Origin of the sequence: Pseudoalteromonas sp. APAL1, from assembly GCF_021532475.1 — a bacterium.
In the GTDB taxonomy this organism is placed as follows: Bacteria; Pseudomonadota; Gammaproteobacteria; order Enterobacterales; family Alteromonadaceae; genus Pseudoalteromonas; species Pseudoalteromonas lipolytica_C.
Genome location: NZ_JAKGAW010000018.1, coordinates 18,097 through 39,363, shown reverse-complemented (window position 1 = coordinate 39,363; position 21,267 = coordinate 18,097). Strand labels below are relative to the sequence as shown.

The window sequence follows — 21,267 nt, the reverse complement described above, 5'->3', positions numbered from 1 at the left end:
AGACTAAACAAAAATGCTTTAAAGGTTTATCTGAGCGTGAAGAATAACGGGGTCTGAGGCGATTAAAAAAGAATAGAATCTGCTTTGATATTCCATTTAGTTATTAATTTAGTATTTATCCAAAAAAAACATGTTAAAAGCAAAAATTACCCAATAAGAAACTTTTATTAATTAACATTATTGCAACATAAGCCGATTAGCCTATACTCGCTGTGTTCATTTTGAGAACAGCAAAAACTATTAAAATATAAAAAGGAAACAACGATGTCACACGGGACATGTAAAAAATACATGCTAGCCAGTAGTCTACTGTGTTTAGCGAGTTCAGCATTGGCAAATGTTAATAATGCCGACTTCGAAAACTGGTCAGCAAACACTCCTGCAAGCTGGAGCACCATAGATAGCGGTATTAGTCTTAGCGCTAATAGTAATGTGGTTTACTCAGGTAATTACTCAGCGCAAGTTGTGGTTAATACTGGCACGCAAAGTAATACCGATTTACAGCAATTAGTTGATGTGGTGGCCGGTGAAAGCTATGAGTTTTCTGCTTGGGTTTATCATACTGAAGGCGGCGTAAAAGCTCGCTTAGTGGTTGATGGCTATCAAGGTTACTCTAATTCAGCATTAACGAATCAATGGCAACAAATCAGCTATCAGTATACAGCTTCTGCGACTACCTCAATTAGTGTTGGCCTGCGCTTTTACGATGTAACAGGCTTTGATGGCAGCGAAGTGGTTTATGTTGATAACTTTGCACCAAGCACGGGCTCAACACCACCACCTTCGGGCAGCTGCGCCGATAACCAAGTATCTTTAACCCTCACTACCGATAACTATGGTGAAGAAACCAGCTGGCATATCACTAATAGCCAAGGTAGCACAGTAGCATCAGGCGGCAGCTATGCTGCAAATACTCAGTACAGTGAGCAAGCATGTTTAACTGATGGTGACTATACCTTTACTATTTTTGATAGCTATGGTGATGGCATATGCTGTTCATTCGGCAATGGCAGTTACAATCTTTCTTTAGGTCAAACAGTACTTGCCAGTGGTGCAAGCTTCCAAAGCTCGGAAGCTACGCCGTTTACTTTGGGTGATAACTCAGGCGGCGGTGACGGTGGTGGTACAACACCAACAGAGCCAGCGGGATACTATGTTACAACGCAAGGCCTTAGTGGTTATGCACTGAAAACAGAGTTATACAACATCATTAAAGATCACAACTCACAAGGCTATTCAGCTATTTGGAGTTTTTACGATGTTGCCTCACGCGATAAGTATTTTGAAAACGACAACTCTATTTTAGACCGTTATTCAGAAAACCCTGCAGGCCAAGACAGTTACAACTATGTTGCTGTGAGCGATCAATGTGGGACATACAACAGCGAAGCAGATTGCTACAACCGTGAGCATTCTTTCCCGAAAAGTTGGTTTGGCGGTACAGTTGAGCCAATGAATTCAGACGTACATCACATTTTTGCTACTGATGGTTATGTAAATTCAAAACGTAGTAACTACCCATTTGGTGAAGTTGGTAGTGCAAGCTATACCTCTAGCAACGGCAGTAAGTTAGGCAGTGCAGCTAGCTCATTAAATTACTCAGGAACGGTATTTGAACCTATTGATGAATTTAAAGGTGACTTTGCAAGAGCCTATTTCTACATGGCAACACGCTATGAAAACGTAATTGGCTCGTGGCAAAACAACACAACCTACAGTAACGCTGTATTGAATGGTTCATCTAATCAGGTATTTGAGAACTGGGTCGTTGCTATGTTATTAAAATGGCATAACGAGGATCCTGTTAGCCAATTAGAGCTTGACCGTAACCAAGCAGCTTATGAACATCAAGGTAACCGCAACCCATTTGTGGATCATCCAGAATTTGTAGAAATGATTTGGTAACTTCGTTAAGCCAAGGCACTTAGTTTCGGCTAAGTGCCTTTTTATACGATACAAGATGACTTAAGCCCCACTAGCGTTTAACTGCTCGACAAGACGAATGTCATGTAACAAATGGTTATGCCTTACCGATAAAGCGTTTTCTGGCGTTGGCTTTATTTTATAGCCAAGCTGCAATAAAACCAGTGTAAATAGGGCTGCATGCTGGTAATGGCTAGGCTGTCCATTCAAATCAAACTCTTCGATTACGCTATGTGCATAACCAGAATTATTTTGTAATGACTGCCAAATACGCGTTTGTACTTGAGAAATTTGAATCGCTGACGCTTGATAGCAATTAATCTGTAAGCTTAATAAATAGTTTTCTAGTGAGTTCATAGCGTTATCCATTACAAAAAACGCTACTTTAAAATCTCAAGTTAAGTTGAGGTAAAGTGTTTTATTATTTATTACTCCATTTATTCATTATTTCTTTAAATAACTTAGCGTCTTTGTCTTCGCAGGGTCTTGGCGATCCACTTGGCACCCCAGATTTACCAAACACCGAATTGAAATTTATGCCATAACACATACCATTTAGCACCTCGATACGCTTGCTACCATCTCCACTTTGCCAAATGACGGTTGCCTTATCTGACACGGTTAGTTGTTCGGGCACTGTTACCCTGCCTGTAGGCAAATTATTATTCGTAGCTTCAACTTGCCCAAATGCTGATGCACTAGTCGCTCTATTTTCAAATTTAAGCTGTGGGATTGGCGCATACGGGTTGAGCTTTTTAAAGGGTGCTTCGGTTGTTTTTGAACTATCAGATGCTTGATTAGACTTAACGATCTTAGTGGTTGCTTCTTTGGGCCCATTAACTGAGTGCTCAACGACCTCAACACCGTTACTCTGCCCTGAACCACTATGAGAAGCTTCTTCTATTTCTGGCAAAGGCTTAGCCTCATCAGGCATTGCTTGCGGCTGCTCCGGTAAAGGTTTGTTTTGGGCTTTCTGAAAACTAGGTAAGGTAGTTAAATCGACACTCACATACGCGTTGATTACTTTTGGCGGCTCTGTGGCTGCTACTGGTAGTTTCACAAACTTTCCATATTGAGCAAATAACAACAAAAGCACAGCATGTAGCGTAATCGAGATGATCCATGCTTTGTAAGTCCCTTTTAGCACCCAAACGCCTCATTTTTATTTTTAAGAGTGTTAAATGAATGAATTAGTTCATAAGAAAAAGTGGCGTTTTAGCAAGAGTAAAGTTTAAGGTTCTAGCTCAAGTTTATTCGTAGAGATGATTTGGATTCAGCATGAGTGCCATATGAGGTTTTACAGCAGCGGGAAACTCTGCAGCAAACAAGTCTAACGCTCAACTGACGTCTCAAAGCTGATAGCTTTATTTTAAAAACAAAAAGCCCCAGCAAATGCCGGGGCTTTTTAGTAAGTAAACTTAATTAAAAATTAAGCTTGCTTTGGACGTTCAACAACGTCTACTAAAGTCCAAGACTTAGTCTTAGAAATAGGAGCACACTCACGAATAGTAACTACGTCACCAGTTTGAGCTGTGTTGTTTTCGTCATGTACGTGTAGTTTAGTCGTACGTTTGATGAATTTACCATATACTGGGTGCTTCACGTAACGTGCGATAGCAACAGTGAAAGATTTATCCATCTTGTCGCTGATTACACGGCCTTGAAGAGTACGGATTTTATCGCTCATTATTGACCTGCCTTCTGGTTAATAACTGTTTTTACACGCGCGATATCGCGACGTACTGTTCTTAGCGTGTGTGTCTGAGCTAACTGACCAGTGCTTGCTTGCATGCGCAGGTTGAACTGCTCACGAAGAAGTCCTAGAAGTTCAGCGTTTAGCTCTTCTACGCTTTTGTCTTTTAGTTCGCTAGCTTTCATTACATCACCGTCCGAGTTACGAAAGTTGTTGTGAATGGTAATTTACGCGCTGCAAGGTTAAATGCTTCACGAGCAAGCTCTTCAGAAACACCTTCCATTTCGTAAAGTACTTTACCAGGTTGAATTTCAGCAACCCAATATTCAACAGAACCTTTACCTTTACCCATACGAACTTCTAATGGCTTGTTCGTAATTGGCTTATCTGGGAATACACGGATCCAGATTTTACCTTGACGCTTTACGTGACGTGTCATAGCACGACGAGCTGCTTCGATTTGACGAGCAGTCATACGGCCACGACCAGTAGCTTTCAAACCGAAAGTACCGAAGCTTACTTTGTTACCGTTTTGCGCTAAACCGCGGTTGCGGCCTTTGTGCATTTTACGGAATTTTGTACGTTTTGGCTGTAACATTACTCGCTACCTCTACTTAGCACTTTTTTTGGCTTTCTTTGGCGCGCGTTTAGCTGGCTTCTCTTGCTCTTGTACTAGTGGTAAACCACCAATAACTTCGCCTTTGAAGATCCAAACTTTAACACCAATGATACCATAAGTGGTTAAGGCTTCAGAAGTTGCGTAGTCGATATCAGCACGTAGAGTATGTAGAGGTACACGACCTTCACGATACCATTCTGAACGTGCGATCTCAGCACCGCCAAGACGACCGCTAACTTCAACTTTGATACCTTTTGCACCAATGCGCATTGCATTTTGTACCGAACGCTTCATAGCGCGACGGAACATAACACGACGCTCTAGCTGTGACGCAATACCGTCAGCTACTAGTTGTGCATCAAGTTCAGGCTTACGAACTTCAGAAATATTGATCTGAGCCGGAACACCTGCAATCTTAGTTACTGCTTGACGTAGTTTTTCAACGTCTTCGCCTTTTTTACCGATAACAACACCAGGACGAGCTGTGTGAATTGTTACACGGATAGATTTAGCTGGACGCTCGATAACGATTTTAGACACAGAAGCCGCTTTTAATTCCTTAGTTAGGAATGCACGTACTTTGTGATCGCCAAAAAGCTGATCAGAGAAATCTTTTGAATTCGCGTACCAGGTAGAAACCCAAGGTTTAGAGATACCTAGGCGAATACCAGTAGGATGAACTTTTTGTCCCATTACTTATACTCCTAGCTATCTGAAACCACAACAGTGATGTGGCTTGTACGCTTAAGGATGCGGTCAGCGCGTCCTTTAGCACGTGGCATAATACGCTTCATTGTAGGACCATCGTCCACAAAGATCGTAGTTACACGAAGCTCATCAATGTCAGCACCTTCGTTATGCTCTGCGTTAGCAATAGCAGACTCAAGTACTTTCTTAACTAATACAGCCGCTTTTTTAGGGCTGTACGCCAGGATTTCTAGAGCGCGATCAACCGGAAGTCCGCGGATCTGATCTGCAACTAGACGTGCTTTTTGCGCCGAACCAGAGGCGAATTTATGTTTAGCTAATGCTTGCATTTATCATTCTCCTCTTAACGTTTCTTCGCTTTCTTATCCGCAGCGTGACCGCGGTAAGTGCGAGTTGGTGCAAATTCACCTAGTTTGTGACCGATCATTTCGTCTGTGATAAACACAGGAACGTGCTGACGACCATTATGGACAGCGATGGTCAATCCGATCATGTTAGGTATGATCATTGAACGACGGCTCCAAGTTTTAATTGGCTTCTTGTCACCGCTTTCCAACGCTTTCTCTACCTTCTTCAGCAAGTGTAGGTCAATAAAAGGACCTTTCTTGAGAGAACGTGGCATGGCTATTCCTCAACTATTATTTAGTACGACGACGTACGATAAATTTATCAGTACGCTTGTTCTTACGTGTCTTAGCACCTTTAGTCGGTTTACCCCATGGAGACACAGGATGACGACCACCAGATGTACGACCTTCACCACCACCGTGCGGGTGATCTACCGGGTTCATGGCAACACCACGAACTGTCGGACGGATACCACGCCAGCGATTTGCACCAGCTTTACCTAGTGAACGAAGCATATGCTCAGCATTACCTACTTCACCAAGTGTTGCGCGACAGTCAGATGGAACTTTACGAACTTCGCCAGAACGAAGACGTAGAGTTACGTATTGACCTTCACGAGCAAGGATTTGAACGTATGCACCAGCAGAACGTGCGATTTGCGCGCCTTTACCTGGTTTTAATTCTACGTTGTGAACAGTCGAACCTACAGGCATGTTGCGCATTGGTAACGTGTTACCAGGTTTGATTGGTGCATCAATACCAGACTGGATTGAATCACCCGCTTTTAAGCCTTTAGGTGCAATAATGTAACGACGCTCACCGTCTGCATATAATACAAGAGCGATGTTTGCGCTACGGTTTGGATCATACTCTAGACGCTCAACAACAGCTGGAATGCCATCTTTAGTGCGTTTAAAGTCGATTACACGGTAATGATGCTTGTGACCACCACCGATGTGACGAACCGTGATACGACCTTTGTTATTACGACCACCAGACTTAGAGTTTTTCTCTAGTAGTGGTGCGTAAGGTTTACCCTTATGTAAATCTGGGTTAACCACTTTAACCAGGTGACGACGACCCGCAGAAGTTGGTTTACACTTTTGAAGTGCCATAATTCTAACTCCCCTTATTACTCGGCGCCGCCGACAAAGTCTAGCTCGCTACCTTCTTTAAGAGTAACGTAAGCTTTCTTCCAGTCTGAACGACGACCGAAACGCATGCCAGTACGTTTTGTTTTACCCTTAACGTTTAGTGTGCGAACACCAGTTACTTCTACTTCAAAAAGCTTTTCTGCAGCAGCTTTGATTTCAGCTTTAGTTGCATTAGAAGCTACTTTGAAAACAATCGTGTTGTTCTCTTCAGCAGCGATAGTGCTTTTTTCAGAGATGTGTGGAGCAAGGATCACTTTTAAAAGACGTTCTTCACGGATCATGCTAGCGCCTCCTCAAGTTGCTTAACAGCAGCAGCTGTAATAAGTACCTTATCGAAAGCGATTAGGCTTACAGGATCGATACCAGCTACATCACGCGTGTCAACCTTGTATAGGTTACGTGCCGATAAGAAAAGATTCTCATCTACTTCTTCAGTCACGATTAGAACATCTTTAAGCTCAAGTTCTTTAAGCTTAGCAACTAGTTCTTTAGTTTTTGGTGCTTCAAGACCAAACTGTTCAACAACGATTAAACGCTCTTGACGAACTAATTCAGATAAGATGCTTTTGATCGCACCGCGGTACATTTTACGGTTTACTTTTTGGCTATGATCTTGTGGTTTAGCTGCGAAGCTAACGCCACCTGAACGCCAAATTGGGCTACGAATTGTACCAGCACGTGCACGGCCAGTACCTTTTTGAGACCATGGTTTTTTACCACCACCGCTAACTTCAGAACGTGTCTTCTGAGCACGAGTACCTTGACGAGCACCTGCTGCGTAAGCAACAACTACTTGGTGTACTAATGCTTCGTTAAACTCACGTCCAAAAGTAGCTTCAGAAACTTCAAGAGCGCCAGAAGCGTCTTTAATTGCTAATTCCATCACTAAATCTCCAGGACTTATGCTTTAACAGCTGGTTTAACGATAACGTCACCGCCGATAGCGCCAGGTACTGCACCTTTAACTAAAAGCAAGTTACGCTCAGCGTCAACGCGAACTAGTTCTAAGTTTTGAGTCGTTACACGCTCAGCACCCATGTGACCGGCCATTTTCTTACCTTTAAACACCTTACCAGGTGATTGGTTTTGACCGATTGAACCAGGAGCACGGTGAGATAGAGAGTTACCGTGAGTAGCGTCTTGCATGCTGAAGTTCCAGCGCTTAACACCACCTTGGAAACCTTTACCTTTAGAAGTACCGGTTACGTCAACTTTGTTGATTTCGTTGAATAATTCAACAGTAAGCTCAGCGCCTACTTCAAAATCGCCTTCACCACCATTTAGGCGGAATTCCCACAGACCGCGACCCGCTTCAACACCAGCTTTAGCGAAGTGACCCGCTGCTGCTTTGTTTACACGGCTTGCTTTTTTAGTGCCTGCGGTTACTTGAAGCGCGTTATAACCGTCTGTTGCGTCAGATTTGATCTGTGCAATGCGGTTAGGAGTCGCTTCGATAACTGTCACAGGGATAGATACACCATCTTCAGTGAAGATACGTGTCATACCCACTTTACGACCGACTAGACCTAATGCCATTTTCCTAAAACCTCTCTAATCTTCCGATTAACCCAGGCTGATTTGAACATCAACACCAGCAGCAAGATCTAAACGCATAAGAGCGTCAACAGTCTTGTCAGTTGGTTCTACGATGTCGATCAGACGTTTATGGGTGCGGATTTCGTACTGATCACGCGCGTCTTTGTTAACGTGCGGTGAAGTTAGTACAGTAAAACGTTCAAAGCGTGTAGGTAGTGGAATTGGACCACGTACTTGAGCGCCAGTGCGTTTCGCAGTTTCCACGATTTCCGCCGTTGATTGGTCAATCAAACGGTGGTCAAAAGCTTTTAGGCGAATACGAATGCGTTGATTTGACATTCTTAAACCTCAATATAAAGAGCATTTAAAAAGAGCATAAAAAAACGACCGAAACAATCTTACTAACTAAGATGTCGGCTGTTCTCTTATATCTACGTTGAATTCCAAATCGGAATTCCTGTTTATTAGCTTGAAATCCAAGCTTAATCTTTCCTTCCAAGTTCCCGAGGGAATTTTGAAAGCCTGCGTATTATAGTTATATTGGTGATAAATGCAACAACTTTTTAGAATTAATACACTCGACGCCTTATCAAAATGAAATTTAAATGAAATAGAACTAAATTCAGCCAAGGTATGTCTTTGCTTACTATAGTTAGGTAAAGAAACAAAAAGCCATACAATGTTGCAATGGTCAGTCCAGTTAATAATTGTTATTCTATGCCGCTTATTTTGACCGCATGTGGTCTACTGTATATTTACTAATACCAATTGGCTTAATAAAGTGAGCTGTCTTAGGCACTAAACCTAGTTGGTATAAAACTTTGGTGAGTTGATGCGTATCATTAATCGTTGTTTAAATGCTATTTCTGCTGGGATGAACCGCTTGCTAGTAAAAAGCAAAGTTCTGCCTGAGAACCCTATTGAACAATACAATCTAAACCCTGCCAATCCAACTTTTTATATTGTGAGGCTGAATGCGCGCTCTGATTTAGCGGCACTGGCGCGGGTATGTAAAAAATATGGCTTACCTGACCCAACCGAAGAGCAGTTATTAGGTAATGCCGAACTCAACCGCTTTATTGGTATTCAAAACCCACCACCGCTATTTGGTAATAAAAGCAAACCAAGTAATGCCTTGCAGCAAGGCAAACACATTATTGACCACCTAATGCAATCTGGTGAGCAAAACGTCCAAGTGATCCCGGTGACCATTTTATGGGGTCGTAACCCAGGAAAAGAAAAGCCTGGTTTAGGTACTTTGGTGTCTCATTCATTAACACCCAGCTGGTTTCGCAAGTTCTTTGTGTTGCTATTTTCTGGGCGTGATAACTTTATTCGATTTAGCCAACCACTCGACTTATCTTTATTAGTCAATGAAAAAGCCGATGTTGATGAGCTACCACATAAGTTAATACGCGTAGCTCGTGTGCACTTTCGTCGTCAAAAACTGGCTGCTACAGGGCCAAAAATGCCATCGCGTGAACAGCTTTTTAATTCGCTACTTGCATCACCAACAATAAAAAAAGCGATTCAAATAGAAGCAAAAGAAAAAAACATCAGCCAAGAGCAAGCTCGTCAAAATGCGCTGAAGCTACTTGATGAAATTGCTGCCAATTACAGCGATGCCACCATTCGTGTTGCTGACCGTGTATTAACTTGGCTGTGGAATAAACTTTATAACGGCATCGACATTAAGTTTTCAGAGCAAGTTCACGAGCTCACTGATAAAGGCCATGAAATTATTTATATGCCTTGTCACCGCTCGCACATGGATTACTTATTACTGACCTACTCTATTTATCACTTAGGTTTAGTACCACCGCATATAGCCGCTGGTATCAACTTAAACTTCTTCCCGGCAGGTGGTATTTTCCGTCGTAGTGGTGCTTTCTTTATTCGCCGCTCATTCGCGGGCAACAAGTTATATTCATCAGTATTTAAAGAGTATCTGAGCCAGTTATTTATTAAAGGCTACTCAGTGAAGTTTTACACTGAAGGTGGCCGTAGCCGTACTGGTCGTTTGTTACCACCAAAAACAGGTATGCTCGCCATGACGTTGCAAGCCATGCTTCGTGGCATAGATCGCCCTATTTCTATTGTGCCTGTATACATCGGCTATGAGCACGTAATGGAAATTAATACTTACTTAAAAGAGCTGGCCGGTAACGATAAAAAAGGTGAGTCGGTCTTGGGGATTTTTAAAGCCATTAAAAACCTGAAAAACTATGGTCGTGGTTACTTAAATTTTGGTGATCCTATTTCGATAAATCAATACCTTAATGAACAGCAACCTGATTGGCGCGAGTCTATTCACCCAACCGATGTACAAAAGCCACAATGGCTTGGACCGCAGGTAGCGAATCTTGCCGATAAAGTCATGGTTAATATTAATAGTGCCGCTGCACTCAATGCGGTGAATTTACTCGCGATGATTTTATTGGTGAATGACAAACATGCGTTAAGTAAGCCTAAGTTGATTGCGCAGCTTGAGTTTTATCTACATTTACAACGCAGCGCAAGTTACAGCGACAAGGTAACAACACCTAACGAAAGTGCTGAACAGCTATTAGAGCATGCACTTAAACTTAATAAGTTTGACGTCATCAGTGATGAATTTGGCGAAATTATCGCTATTAACGACAAAGAAAAGACGCTATTCAACTACTACCGTAATAACGTATTGCACTTATTTGCTGTACCAAGCTTGCTTGCGCTGCATTTATTCAAAGCACATCAAACTACCATGGCAGATTGCCATGCCTTGATTGCACGTTTTTACCCGCTGTTCGCTAAAGAGTGGTTCTTGCATGAGCTAGATGAAAACTACATTACTCGCGTGCTCGCAAGCTTTGTTGATCAAGACCTTATTGAAATTGAAGGTGATAATATCAAAATCACCAATAGCAACGACTGCTTAGCAAAACTCGAAATGCTTGGTCGCGCCTTAAGCTTAACGCTACAGCGTTACGCTATCGTGGTTGGTTTTATTCAAACCAGTAGCGGTATTGAGCGTGAAGAACTTGAGCACGAAAACCAAGTGTTAGCAGAGCGTTTAGGCACCTTGCACGGCATTAAAACGCCGGAGTTCTTTGACAAAAAAGTACTTATTGGTTTTATCTCAAGCTTGCGAGAGCAAAAGCTAATTACCGAAACAGAGCAAGGCTTAACGGGTAGCAATGAGCTGTGTGAAGTGTATTTATATCTGAAGGCATTGCTGCCAGCACGAGTCTGGCAGTCAATTGACGATATAGTGCAAAGCCAAGCTCAGCACGCAAAAGATTAACGCTGACGCATGACCCCTTCTTGGATCGTTGAGGCAACCAAATTGCCTTGACGGTCAAAGAACTGACCTCGCACCAAACCACGGCCAGAGCTCGCACTTGGGCTATCAATCGAATATAAAATCCAATCGTCTAGTCTAAACGGGCGATGAAACCACATTGCATGGTCAATCGTCGCAACCTGCATATTCGGCTGCATAAACGATACACCGTGCGGCTGTAATGCCGTTGGTAAAAACTCAAAGTCAGACGCATACGCAAGTAAGTAGTTATGAATACGCTGATCGTCAGGCATCTCACCATTGGCTTTAAACCAAATATGCTTAACGGGTTCCATTGCTTGTGGTTTAAATGGGTTATGAAAGGTCACTGGACGCATTTCAATTGGTACTTCACGAATAAACTTATTGCGAATTGGTTCAGGAATAAGTTCAGCATTCGCTTGGTAAAACTCAAGCGATGACTTTAATTCTTCAGGCTGTGGGACATCGGGCATCTGCGCTTGGTGTGATAAGCCGTCCTCTTCACCTTGAAACGAAGCAGTCATGTAAAAAATCGGCTTACCATATTGAATAGCTTTTACACGGCGGGTACTAAAGCTCTTACCATCACGAATATTTTCTACATCGTAAACGATTGGTTTGCTCGCATCACCTGGACGTAAAAAATAAGAATGCAGTGAATGAACTATACGCCCTTCAGGTAATGTTTCTTTGGCTGCCGACAAGGCTTGCCCCATTACTTGGCCACCGAAAACAGCTCTAAACCCTAAATCTTGGCTTTGCCCGCGATACAAGCCTTGCTCAATCTCTTCTAACGACATTAATGACAGTAAGTCATCTAATACTTGGCTCATTTATTTATCCTCAATCCCGACAAGCGTTTAATGATACTATAGACTAATTGGAAGTAAATCTTTGTAAGAGCACCCCATTATGGCTTATTGGCTTTTTAAAACCGAACCTGATGCATTTTCAATTGATGATTTAAAAAACGCACCTATGCAAACCTCTATGTGGGATGGCGTGCGCAATTATCAAGCGCGAAACTTTCTACGCGATGGCATTAAACAAGGCGACTTGGTAATGATTTATCATTCAAGTTGTAAACATGTAGGTGTCGCAGGAATAGCCACGGTCAGTCGTGAAGCCTATGCCGACCCAACTCAGTTTGATTTAAATAGCGATTACTACGACGCTAAAGCAACTGCTGATAACCCGCGCTGGTTTGTGGTCGATGTTACTTATAAATCTCACCTTAAAAAGCTTGTTAGCCTACAAGCAATTAAAGCCAATGAGTCCATTACCGAAATAGCCCTTAAAAAAGGCGGTCGATTATCTGTGATGCCAGTAACTGAACATGATTGGCAACAGATTATAGCTATGAGCGAAAAATAACACATTAAAAAGGCGTGCATTTTTAATGAGCAGTGATTTTTGCTATAATTCTGTCCCTTTATTTTAGAGGTATCTTGGGGGATGTATGAAATTATTATATTGGTTAGATGAGTGGATCCATCTCCCACATGAGCAACAACAAAGCCGAGTCCCTTTTACCGGTGGTGACTTACTCGGTGATGTATATGTGAAGTATCATATCATCGACGCAAATAAACCTCTGCTATTCACCTTCTCACCAGCGGGAACCAACTACCAAGAACATGATCTCACAGATGATTTTTCGCCTTGGGCCTATAAACTTGCGAAAAAACAAGCTGTGAATGTAATTGCCTTCCAACATTTAGGTATTAGTAACTGGTTTAGACACCGCAACCTATTGTTTTTTATTGAGCAATTAGCGCCATTGATTGGCGGATTTAAAGAACGATTAGGATATGGCTTGAGTCGTGGTGGCTTTGCTGTTGGCGCATTTGCCAATCTATTAAAGCTTGATAAAGTCTTGTTATTTCATCCTGTCAGCACAAAAAATAAAAACAAAGCCCCATGGGATGACCGCTCAAGCACAGATATCGCACAAAAATTTGACTGGAACGGTGATTATCACGATTTAGACCTAGGTCATGCTAAAGGCTATATCATCTACGATCCAACCAATCGTATCGACCGAGCTCATGCTAAACGCTACCCACAACTCACCCATTTACGGGTGTTCGGTATGGGCCACAGCGTTCATGCTACATACTTGAATAAATTTGGTTTTTATAAAGATGTTGCTGTTGATTTTATTAGCCACCAGCAAGTCGATATTGCTCAATTTCGACAGCAGACAAAAACGTTACGTTTTAAAGAAGACTATTATCGTCGGCTCAATAAAGCCAACAACGGTTCGGCACACCGCTTAGCCTTACTTAGTAAGGCACACACAATTTTGACTGAAGAAAAAGCTGAGCATATTCAAGAGCAAAATGGCACAATTGATGTTCAGCCGCTTATTGATGTCGCAATCAAGCATCAGGATGAACACCCAAACGATGCAATAAAGATTTTAGAGGTGGCGCAGCAACTTTCACCTGATGACCCATTGATAGATCATAAATTGAAACAGTTGAAGTGAGACAGTAGCTGTAAGTTAACCCTTCGTTTTTATTTTACGGTGTTTTTTGACCCGCCCGTGTTTAGGCACAATAGTTAAATACATCACTAAAGCTAACCACGAAAAGAAAATGATACCAATTAACCAAGCATTCTTTTCGTGGCCTTGAGTACGTTTACTATTGAGCACAATGACCACAGGTAAAATGTAGGCACTCAAAACAATAATTAAAAACGCAACTTCATTCATAAATACCAATTCGCTTAATTAAAAGTATTATTGCGGATTGGTACTATACCAACGCTGACCAATCAACTTCGTCACTCAAAACACGCTCCGCAGCGATATAATGCAAAATATCTCCTTCACTGACTACATAGTCAAGTGGCGGATTTAAATCCATATTTTTTGCACTTAAATTATGTGCTACACCCAGTAATATAGCATCGTGGCTGTATTTAAAGTGATGAAACAGCTTGCCAAACTCCATTGCTTGCACGCCTTTTGGAATAGGCAAACTAAACTGAGTATCACCATGAAGTGTTGATAACAACTCTTCTTGCACACGGCTCGAACCCGGATCTTGCATTGAACGCACTAAGATTTCGGCTGACTTGGCACTACTGCATTCAACATTATGACAGAGCTCATGTAGCATTTCGATTTTGGTTTCGTCAGTAAAATGCGCGCTAATATGACAATCCTTATTTACCAACTTACTTATGCGCAGTGCCGTAGTAAACGTTTGGTCATCATCTTGGCCATCAATAATAATTTTATCGGCGCGTTCAATTGCGATTCTTTGCAACTCATCTAAGTCGGTAAAGCTACTTAGGCGTGCAAAATCAACCATCGGATTTGTTAAAAATGGATGCTCCATTTGTTCAGTAACTGCCAATAGAATACGACGATCTAAGCGTTTTTGATCGGCTAGAATATAGTCAACCATCTTCTTAGTACGAGTATCGTGCCAACCAAAAATAATAATGTGATTGTTTATATGTGCGAAGCTTTTATCACCCGTCATAGCGCGCCTGATTAAGTAAGTTACTGTTTGCCCTGTTTTTCCTAACAGAACGCCAAATAATGCTAAACCAAAAGGTATTTGTAGTAATGCAACAACCCAGCGGCCAAGCTCAGTACTGGCACTAAAATCGCCATAGCCAACTGTTGATGTTGTTACAACATAATAATAAACGTAGGTACTTAGTGGTGTTAAAGCTTGCTCTCCTGCAAGCATAAGCAGCCACCATATAAGTAGCATATGCAAAAGCGTGGTAACCACCACAGCCTGCCAACTTACTTGATCAATATGACTGCGGATAAGTACCACTATACGATTTAATAAATAGTGCATAATCCTTGCAATTTACAGTGGTGGAAATTAACGATACGGTACTGGAATGCTTGCTCTTTGGCAACAGATTGAAATTACTAATGCATGTCGATGAAAAATAATAGTAGACTATAATATCTCTGTATTAGTTGTTTTGGGTGAAATATGTCAGGTGTTCTTGCTTCAGTTGATAAGCGTACGCAACTAGTCGGTGAAAACCGCTTAGAGCTTTTACTATTTTACCTCCACAGTCGCCACTTATTTGCTCTTAATGTTTTTAAAGTAAAAGAAGTCGTTAAACTGCCTCATATCAGCAAAATTCCTCACGCACACCCGAAAGTGTCAGGTGTAGTTGATATTCGCGGTGAGTCAATTCCTGTGATTGATTTACGTAGAGCGATTAACATGCCTGAAGCTAAACACATTGAAGATACAAACCTCGTTATCACTGAATACAATCGTACCGTACAAGGCTTTTTAATTGGCAAGGTTGATCAAATCATTAATATGACATGGTCTGATATTATGCCGCCACCAACTGCGATTGGTAAAAATCATTATCTAACAGCCTTAACGAAGGTGAAACGCGATGGCCAAGAGCAACTGGTTGAAATAATCGATGTAGAAAAAGTGCTCGCCGAAATCGTTGAGTACGAAGTACATATTTCTGAAGATATTCTTGATAAGAGTATCGTGAACGAATTTGCAGGCCGCAAAATTCTTCATGCTGATGATTCACCAACGGCTCGTAAACAAGTAAGCGATACTTTATCGCAACTCGGCATCGAAATTATTCCTGCTCGTAACGGACTCGAAGCACTCGAAATGTTAAAAGGCTGGGCTGATCAGGGCAAAGATGTCGAAAAAGAATTACTTATGGTGATCACCGATGCAGAAATGCCAGCAATGGATGGCTACCGTTTAACCCACGAAATTCGCAACGACAGCCGAATGAAGAACTTATACATCGTGCTTAACACATCACTCAGTGGTAGCTTTAACCAAGCCCTGGTTGAGAAGGTTGGTTGTAATGCCTTTTTATCTAAGTTCCAGCCAATTTTGTTAGTGGAAGAAGTACAAGCCCGCTTAAAAGCCGTGCTAGAACAAGATGCTCAGTAATAGTTTTTAACATTTGTTTTATTAATATAAGCTAAAGCAACGACGTCGCAATTTGCCAATCATCGTTATTCATGATTTATTGGCTTTATCGATTCGACGACAACAATAAAAACTATGCTAAATCGCGTTGCCAAACCATTCACTAAACTAGTAGAGCGTTACCTACCCGACCCGTTTGTATTTGTTATATTACTCACCTTGCTGAGCTTTATCGTTGCGAGTCTCTTTACGCCGTCAACGCCCACACAAGTGCTCGCGGCTTGGGGTGGTGGATTTTGGAACCTATTACAATTTGCCATGCAAATGCTGCTAGTACTTCTAACTGGCTACATGTTAGCGAGTACTCCAGTTATGCGCAGCATACTCAATAAACTTGCGACATTAGCAAATACTCCAGCCAAAGCAATTATACTCGTGACGCTCGTTTCTTTATTAGCGAGCTGGCTAAACTGGGGCTTTGGCTTAGTCATAGGCGCTTTGTTCGCCAAAGCAATTGCAAAACAAACCCGCGTTGATTACCGATTATTGGTTGCTAGTGCCTATTCAGGCTTTATTGTTTGGCATGGCGGCTTAGCCGGTTCAGTGCCGCTGACAATCGCGACCGACGGCCACTTTGCAGAGCAAAGTATTGGTGTAATTGGCACCGAAAACACGATCTTTTCGACATTTAATATCGCTATTGTTGTGGGCTTGTTTATTATCATGCCGCTGGTAAATCGCTACATGCTGCCAAACGAGAAAGACAGCGTCTATGTTGACCCCGCAAAGCTTGATGATGAAACGCAGCAAATAGCAACACCTACCCGCCCTGCCGAAGTAATAGAGCATAGTCGTTTATTAGGAATGGGGATAGGGGCCGTTGGCCTTGGCTATTTATTCTATTATTTTGTGCTAAGCGGAGGCGGCTTAAATTTAAATAGCGTGATCGCGATTTTCTTATTTAGCGCAATTTTAATGCATCAAACACCTCATAATTTACTCCGAAGCTTACAGCAAGCAATCCCCAGTGGCGCTGGTATTGTGATTCAATTTCCGTTTTATGCCGGGATCATGGCGATTATGGTAAAAACGGGACTTGCTCAACAAATCTCTGAAGGATTTATTGCCATTGCAACAGCCGAAACGCTGCCTTTTTGGAGTTTTTTAAGTGCCGGGTTTGTGAATATCTTTGTGCCATCAGGCGGCGGCCAATGGGCAGTGCAAGCGCCAATTGTCATTCCTGCAGCACAAACACTTGGCGCTGATATGCCACGTGTTGCAATGGCCGTTGCATGGGGCGATGCCTGGACTAACCTAATTCAGCCGTTCTGGGCACTCCCCGTACTTGCTATTGCTGGCTTAAAAGCAAAAGACATCATGGGCTTTTGCCTTGTGCAGCTGATCATCACCGGCGTGTTTATATCGTTAATGCTGAGTTTTTATCCTTAGTACGAATGCAAAAGCACTGAGTTTTAGCCCACTCAGTGCTTAATATGTAATCCTTAGCTCGATAAAATCTTCATAGGTAGGCTTAGGATTGCGCTTTCTGAATCAGCAAAATGCATCATCACCGCAACGTGGCCTGCAACAACCAATGCGTACATGACCGCTGAAAAACCTTGCCCGTAAGTATCAAGAGGGATTAAGTGTGAATAATGACGACCACGCCATTCAAATACAATTTCAAGCGCGCCAACAAACAAGAAGAACACGAGGAGCATTAAACCGAAGGTATAGCTCAACCATAAACCAAATAACACGCCTAATAAGCACACGCTTAAGCCGACCCAAGAACGCATAGAAAAACTAATGCTTTTAAGTACATGACCGCCATCTAAGGGCAAAATAGGTAACAAGTTAAATAGGTTTAACAGTGCACTGAGTACTGCCACACCGGCGAATATTTCCATTTCAGTGGCGTAGTAAAGCACCACTCCGAGTACTGAGGTAATTAAGCCAAATGCAGGCCCCATTAGAGAGATCACCACATCTTGCCAACGGGTGGTAATTTTATCGTCGGAAACGGCCAAGCCACCGACAAACGGAATAAGATAAATACCTTTAGTTTTAATGCCAAAATATTTCATAGCGCGCACATGACCATATTCGTGCACAACCAAGCAAGCAATTAACATCAAAGCAAATTCAATAGAAAAAAGCCATGCGTAACCAGCAACTGATGCACCCGCTAAAGCAGCTTTCACTACTTTTGCACTTTTAAATAATTTAAAGCCCAGTGCTAGCAGGCCAATGATGCCGCGTTTTGGTTCAGCGTCTTCTACCGCAGGAAGTGCAAGTTCACTAACTAATTGCTGATTAACATAAATAGCTAAGCTTTTTTCATGCACTTTGCTGGTATCTAAACTAATTTTTTGTCCTTGAAAATCAAATTCATACTTATTCTGAGTCGGGTTATCAAATGCAATAGCTTGCTGTTGATGGAATAACTGTATTAATTGCGAGCCGTGTAAATGCAAAGTGAAGGTTTCATTTGCTAAGCTCAACTGAAGTCTTGCCATAATCTGTAAAAATACTAGATAAGAGTGCGGCTATTATACGTAGGACAAAATAAATTACGAGAGAGAGGCTTCTACTATTTAAATTACTCTGTCCAGCACACAAACAACCAAAAAACATGACTAACTAATATTTATCTACTACTTTTAAGTATAGTGTTCTCGTTCAAGGAGTGAATATAGTGAAGTCAAATAGGCATATTCTCGTAGTCGATGACTCCAAAGCAATTCTTATTGTTATGCAGGCTATTTTGAATGAGCTGGAAATTAGCCATGTCACTACCTGCCTAAGTGCAGAAGAAGCTCTAGAAAAAGTAAAAAAAGCGCCTCACTTCTTTGATGCTATCTTTACTGATCTAAAAATGCCCGATATGGATGGTATGGAATTGATCCGTCATTTAGGCGCAATGAAATACCATGGTGCTATTGCGATCATTTCTGAAATGGATCCCAAAGTAATTGATTTAGCAGCTGATATTGCCCGTAAAAATAATGCCCATCTGATTGGTAATATATCTAAACCCGTGCAGTTGAATCAGGTTTATTTGTTGCTGCAAAAACTTGAGCATTTTTCATTTCACGTAGAGCGGACAAAATCCCCTATTTCTGAGTCGCTGTTACTTCATGCGATTAGTCACAACGAAATAATTCCATTTTACCAACCCAAAATTAATCGCCACGATAACCGTGTCGAAAGTATTGAGGTATTAGCGCGAATAAATACAAGTAAAGAAGAGGAAATAATTCTACCTGAGCGATTTATTTGTGTTGCCGAGGATTTAGATTTAATTAACCTTATTACCTTTCAGCTCTTTGAAAAAGCGACCAACGACTTTGCTGAAATCAAAGAACATTTTCATCCTAACCTAAAACTGGCTTTTAATTTATCGCCTTCGCAACTCGAAGACTTAAGCTGCCCAGATAAATTGGCACTAATATTACATTTAAATAACCTCACCCCAGGTGAAGTTATTTTAGAAATAACCGAGCAATACGCCTTACGCACCGCAGCACAGTTAGAATCACTAAACAGATTAAGAATGCGAGGATTTGGTATTTCTCTTGATGACTTTGGCACCGGCTTTACCAACATACAACAATTGAAAACCTTACCATTTACCGAGATTAAAATAGATAAAACGCTGATCAGTAATATTGAAACTGACCAATTTTCTCAAGTCATTGTCAGTAGTCTTGTGAATATTGCTATTCAAGAAGATTTATTTATTGTCGCCGAGGGGATCGAGCGAGTAGAAGAACTCGAATACTTAGACCGCTATAAAGAATTTATCTTAATGCAAGGCTTTTTGTTATGCCGCCCGAAAGCCAAAGAAGATTTTTTAAATTGGTCAATCTCATGGCGGCAAATGGTCAAAACAGCGACCGGGCAGCGTCGCTAAGGCTCCCGCTTGTCATCACTAACAATGGTATTACTTCGTGCTAAGCGCTGTCGCCAACGCTGCTTAGCCACTTTTTGCATATTTGCAGATTGGTCATGTTCATCAACAATCTCAAGCCCCATCAGCGCCTCAATTAAATCTTCTAAGGTCACAATCCCTTGAACATCTCCGTACTCATCAACCACTAAACAAATATGGGTTCGCCCTGACAATAAGGTTTCAAGTAGCGTTGGCACATGCAGGGTCTCTGGCACTGTATAAATTGGTTTAACCAGCTTACTTATCTTATAGTCTTCACCTAAACGATGATACGCCAGCATAATATCGTTTTTATGTACAAAGCCGATAATATCATCACCATTTTTGTCATATACCAGCACCCGAGAGAATGACGATGAGCCATGTTCAGACAAATACTGATTAACAGTTAAATCTTTATGCACTTTAAACAGCACAGTACGCGGCGTCATTATGGTATCTAGCTTAGCGTGGCGAAAACGCAGCAGACTCCTAATAATCTCAGATTCGTCGTGACCAAGTGCCCCTGACTCTGTGCCTATATCAGCCATGGCTTCAATTTCTTGGCGAATATAGTAGGCCTCATCATAATTACGCCCCAAAAAGCGCGTGAGGATATCTGCAAACCAAACGAAAGGCTTTAAAATGACCACCAACCAAATAAGGCTAATGCTGACGATAGGTGTTAGACCACGCCAATAATTTGCACCCAGTGTTTTCGGAATGATTTCAGAAAGTACAAGAACCAATAAGGTCATAATTGCCGAGGCTATTCCAACAGCAGCATCTGAAAAAACCACTGCAGCTTGTGCACCAACACCTGCAGCACCAGCTGTGTGCGCAATTGTATTAAGCGTTAAAATAGCCGCGAGCGGTTGGTCTATATTGTCTTTTAGCTTAGCAACGCGTTTTGCTAATGCAGGTTGCTGCTTCCTTAACATAGCAACATAGCTTGGCGTTATACTTAATAACACCGCTTCCATTACCGAGCATAAAAAAGAGACGGTAATAGCAACCAACATATAAACAAGTAAAAGTGTCACTGTGCATCCTCATTGTTCATCTAAGCGCCCACCATATCAACAGATAACTGGAACCTCAAACCCATCAGCATTCTAACGCAGAGCTCTTTTTGCTAGTTTTT

Annotated in this window: 25 protein-coding genes; 7 read left to right on the top strand and 18 right to left on the bottom strand. The window is 41.8% G+C overall.

All coding sequences use genetic code 11. The features are described 5' to 3' along the window. The first annotated feature begins 264 nt into the window (after nucleotides 1-264). Nucleotides 265-1,905 carry an endonuclease gene (locus tag L1264_RS10760; protein ID WP_199527620.1) on the top strand — a complete coding sequence of 547 codons (1,641 nt, stop codon included), beginning with the start codon at nucleotides 265-267 and terminating at the stop codon, nucleotides 1,903-1,905. 60 nt (nucleotides 1,906-1,965) lie between these two features. Here L1264_RS10760 and L1264_RS10755 read toward each other — a convergent pair whose 3' ends face one another. From L1264_RS10755 to rpsJ, 13 genes are all read right to left on the bottom strand, one after another. Beyond that, nucleotides 1,966-2,280, bottom strand: a complete 315-nt coding sequence (locus tag L1264_RS10755; RefSeq protein WP_199527619.1) for a hypothetical protein — start codon at nucleotides 2,278-2,280, stop codon at nucleotides 1,966-1,968. Nucleotides 2,281-2,344: 64 nt separating this feature from the next. After that, complete coding sequence (locus tag L1264_RS10750; protein WP_199527618.1) at nucleotides 2,345-3,070, bottom strand: hypothetical protein; 726 nt, start codon at nucleotides 3,068-3,070, stop codon at nucleotides 2,345-2,347. A 282-nt stretch (nucleotides 3,071-3,352) separates the two neighbouring features. Beyond that, on the bottom strand, nucleotides 3,353-3,610 hold the full coding sequence (rpsQ, locus tag L1264_RS10745) for a 30S ribosomal protein S17 (protein WP_135923212.1): 258 nt from the start codon (nucleotides 3,608-3,610) through the stop codon (nucleotides 3,353-3,355). Beyond that, nucleotides 3,610-3,801 carry a 50S ribosomal protein L29 gene (rpmC, locus tag L1264_RS10740; protein ID WP_054552371.1) on the bottom strand — a complete coding sequence of 64 codons (192 nt, stop codon included), beginning with the start codon at nucleotides 3,799-3,801 and terminating at the stop codon, nucleotides 3,610-3,612. The genes rpsQ and rpmC overlap by 1 nt, the downstream gene beginning before the upstream one ends. Then, nucleotides 3,801-4,214: a 50S ribosomal protein L16 gene (gene rplP, locus L1264_RS10735; protein ID WP_036974208.1), complete on the bottom strand. Its 414-nt coding sequence runs from the start codon at nucleotides 4,212-4,214 to the stop codon at nucleotides 3,801-3,803. The genes rpmC and rplP overlap by 1 nt, the downstream gene beginning before the upstream one ends. Nucleotides 4,215-4,226: 12 nt before the next feature. Next, nucleotides 4,227-4,928 carry a 30S ribosomal protein S3 gene (gene rpsC / locus L1264_RS10730; RefSeq protein WP_063701047.1) on the bottom strand — a complete coding sequence of 234 codons (702 nt, stop codon included), beginning with the start codon at nucleotides 4,926-4,928 and terminating at the stop codon, nucleotides 4,227-4,229. An 11-nt stretch (nucleotides 4,929-4,939) separates the two neighbouring features. After that, entirely contained in the window at nucleotides 4,940-5,272 is a 333-nt protein-coding gene (rplV, locus tag L1264_RS10725; RefSeq protein ID WP_004588690.1) for a 50S ribosomal protein L22, read from the bottom strand. A gap of 14 nt (nucleotides 5,273-5,286) precedes the next feature. Continuing rightward, nucleotides 5,287-5,565 carry a 30S ribosomal protein S19 gene (rpsS, locus tag L1264_RS10720; RefSeq protein ID WP_010376377.1) on the bottom strand — a complete coding sequence of 93 codons (279 nt, stop codon included), beginning with the start codon at nucleotides 5,563-5,565 and terminating at the stop codon, nucleotides 5,287-5,289. A 16-nt stretch (nucleotides 5,566-5,581) separates the two neighbouring features. Beyond that, nucleotides 5,582-6,406 (bottom strand): 50S ribosomal protein L2, encoded by an 825-nt coding sequence (gene rplB / locus L1264_RS10715; RefSeq protein ID WP_135923211.1) that lies wholly within the window; start codon nucleotides 6,404-6,406, stop codon nucleotides 5,582-5,584. A gap of 17 nt (nucleotides 6,407-6,423) precedes the next feature. Next, on the bottom strand, nucleotides 6,424-6,726 hold the full coding sequence (gene rplW, locus L1264_RS10710; RefSeq protein WP_135923210.1) for a 50S ribosomal protein L23: 303 nt from the start codon (nucleotides 6,724-6,726) through the stop codon (nucleotides 6,424-6,426). Beyond that, nucleotides 6,723-7,328, bottom strand: a complete 606-nt coding sequence (gene rplD / locus L1264_RS10705; protein ID WP_062568199.1) for a 50S ribosomal protein L4 — start codon at nucleotides 7,326-7,328, stop codon at nucleotides 6,723-6,725. The genes rplW and rplD overlap by 4 nt, the downstream gene beginning before the upstream one ends. Nucleotides 7,329-7,345: 17 nt before the next feature. After that, nucleotides 7,346-7,981, bottom strand: coding sequence for a 50S ribosomal protein L3 (gene rplC, locus L1264_RS10700; protein WP_004588685.1), 636 nt, complete (start codon nucleotides 7,979-7,981; stop codon nucleotides 7,346-7,348). Between the two features lie 27 nt (nucleotides 7,982-8,008). Next, a complete protein-coding gene (gene rpsJ, locus L1264_RS10695; RefSeq protein WP_002957900.1) occupies nucleotides 8,009-8,320 on the bottom strand; it encodes a 30S ribosomal protein S10 in 312 nt (103 codons plus the stop codon). Nucleotides 8,321-8,813: 493 nt separating this feature from the next. On the opposite strand from rpsJ, the gene plsB reads away from it, so the two are divergent. Continuing rightward, a complete protein-coding gene (gene plsB, locus L1264_RS10690) occupies nucleotides 8,814-11,264 on the top strand; it encodes a glycerol-3-phosphate 1-O-acyltransferase PlsB (RefSeq protein WP_199527617.1) in 2,451 nt (816 codons plus the stop codon). Here plsB and tesB read toward each other — a convergent pair. Continuing rightward, nucleotides 11,261-12,118, bottom strand: a complete 858-nt coding sequence (gene tesB, locus L1264_RS10685) for an acyl-CoA thioesterase II (protein WP_135923208.1) — start codon at nucleotides 12,116-12,118, stop codon at nucleotides 11,261-11,263. The two genes, plsB and tesB, sit on opposite strands and share 4 nt — an antisense overlap. Nucleotides 12,119-12,197: 79 nt before the next feature. Here tesB and L1264_RS10680 point away from each other — a divergent pair, with 79 nt between their 5' ends. Then, the gene (locus tag L1264_RS10680; RefSeq protein ID WP_235403991.1) at nucleotides 12,198-12,659 is read left to right on the top strand and encodes an EVE domain-containing protein; all 462 of its coding nucleotides are present in this window, start codon (nucleotides 12,198-12,200) and stop codon (nucleotides 12,657-12,659) included. Between the two features lie 85 nt (nucleotides 12,660-12,744). Continuing rightward, nucleotides 12,745-13,776 (top strand): cytosolic protein, encoded by a 1,032-nt coding sequence (locus tag L1264_RS10675; protein ID WP_199527616.1) that lies wholly within the window; start codon nucleotides 12,745-12,747, stop codon nucleotides 13,774-13,776. A gap of 15 nt (nucleotides 13,777-13,791) precedes the next feature. On the opposite strand, the gene L1264_RS10670 is transcribed toward L1264_RS10675, so the two are convergent. Both L1264_RS10670 and L1264_RS10665 read right to left on the bottom strand, forming a co-directional pair. Further along, entirely contained in the window at nucleotides 13,792-14,004 is a 213-nt protein-coding gene (locus L1264_RS10670) for a hypothetical protein (RefSeq protein ID WP_138556647.1), read from the bottom strand. Nucleotides 14,005-14,047: 43 nt separating this feature from the next. Then, nucleotides 14,048-15,112 carry an ion channel gene (locus tag L1264_RS10665; RefSeq protein WP_138556646.1) on the bottom strand — a complete coding sequence of 355 codons (1,065 nt, stop codon included), beginning with the start codon at nucleotides 15,110-15,112 and terminating at the stop codon, nucleotides 14,048-14,050. A gap of 144 nt (nucleotides 15,113-15,256) precedes the next feature. Here L1264_RS10665 and L1264_RS10660 point away from each other — a divergent pair, with 144 nt between their 5' ends. Then, a complete protein-coding gene (locus tag L1264_RS10660) occupies nucleotides 15,257-16,210 on the top strand; it encodes a chemotaxis protein CheV (protein ID WP_199527615.1) in 954 nt (317 codons plus the stop codon). Between the two features lie 114 nt (nucleotides 16,211-16,324). Next, nucleotides 16,325-17,638: a short-chain fatty acid transporter gene (locus tag L1264_RS10655; RefSeq protein WP_199527614.1), complete on the top strand. Its 1,314-nt coding sequence runs from the start codon at nucleotides 16,325-16,327 to the stop codon at nucleotides 17,636-17,638. Between the two features lie 53 nt (nucleotides 17,639-17,691). Here the strand turns inward: L1264_RS10655 and L1264_RS10650 are convergent, their stop codons facing one another. Further along, nucleotides 17,692-18,708, bottom strand: coding sequence for a metalloprotease (locus L1264_RS10650; protein WP_199527613.1), 1,017 nt, complete (start codon nucleotides 18,706-18,708; stop codon nucleotides 17,692-17,694). A gap of 176 nt (nucleotides 18,709-18,884) precedes the next feature. On the opposite strand from L1264_RS10650, the gene L1264_RS10645 reads away from it, so the two are divergent. Beyond that, nucleotides 18,885-20,105 carry an EAL domain-containing response regulator gene (locus L1264_RS10645; RefSeq protein WP_135926214.1) on the top strand — a complete coding sequence of 407 codons (1,221 nt, stop codon included), beginning with the start codon at nucleotides 18,885-18,887 and terminating at the stop codon, nucleotides 20,103-20,105. On the opposite strand, the gene L1264_RS10640 is transcribed toward L1264_RS10645, so the two are convergent. Then, the gene (locus tag L1264_RS10640) at nucleotides 20,102-21,166 is read right to left on the bottom strand and encodes a hemolysin family protein (RefSeq protein ID WP_135923198.1); all 1,065 of its coding nucleotides are present in this window, start codon (nucleotides 21,164-21,166) and stop codon (nucleotides 20,102-20,104) included. The genes L1264_RS10645 and L1264_RS10640 overlap by 4 nt on opposite strands. Nucleotides 21,167-21,267 lie beyond the last annotated feature (101 nt).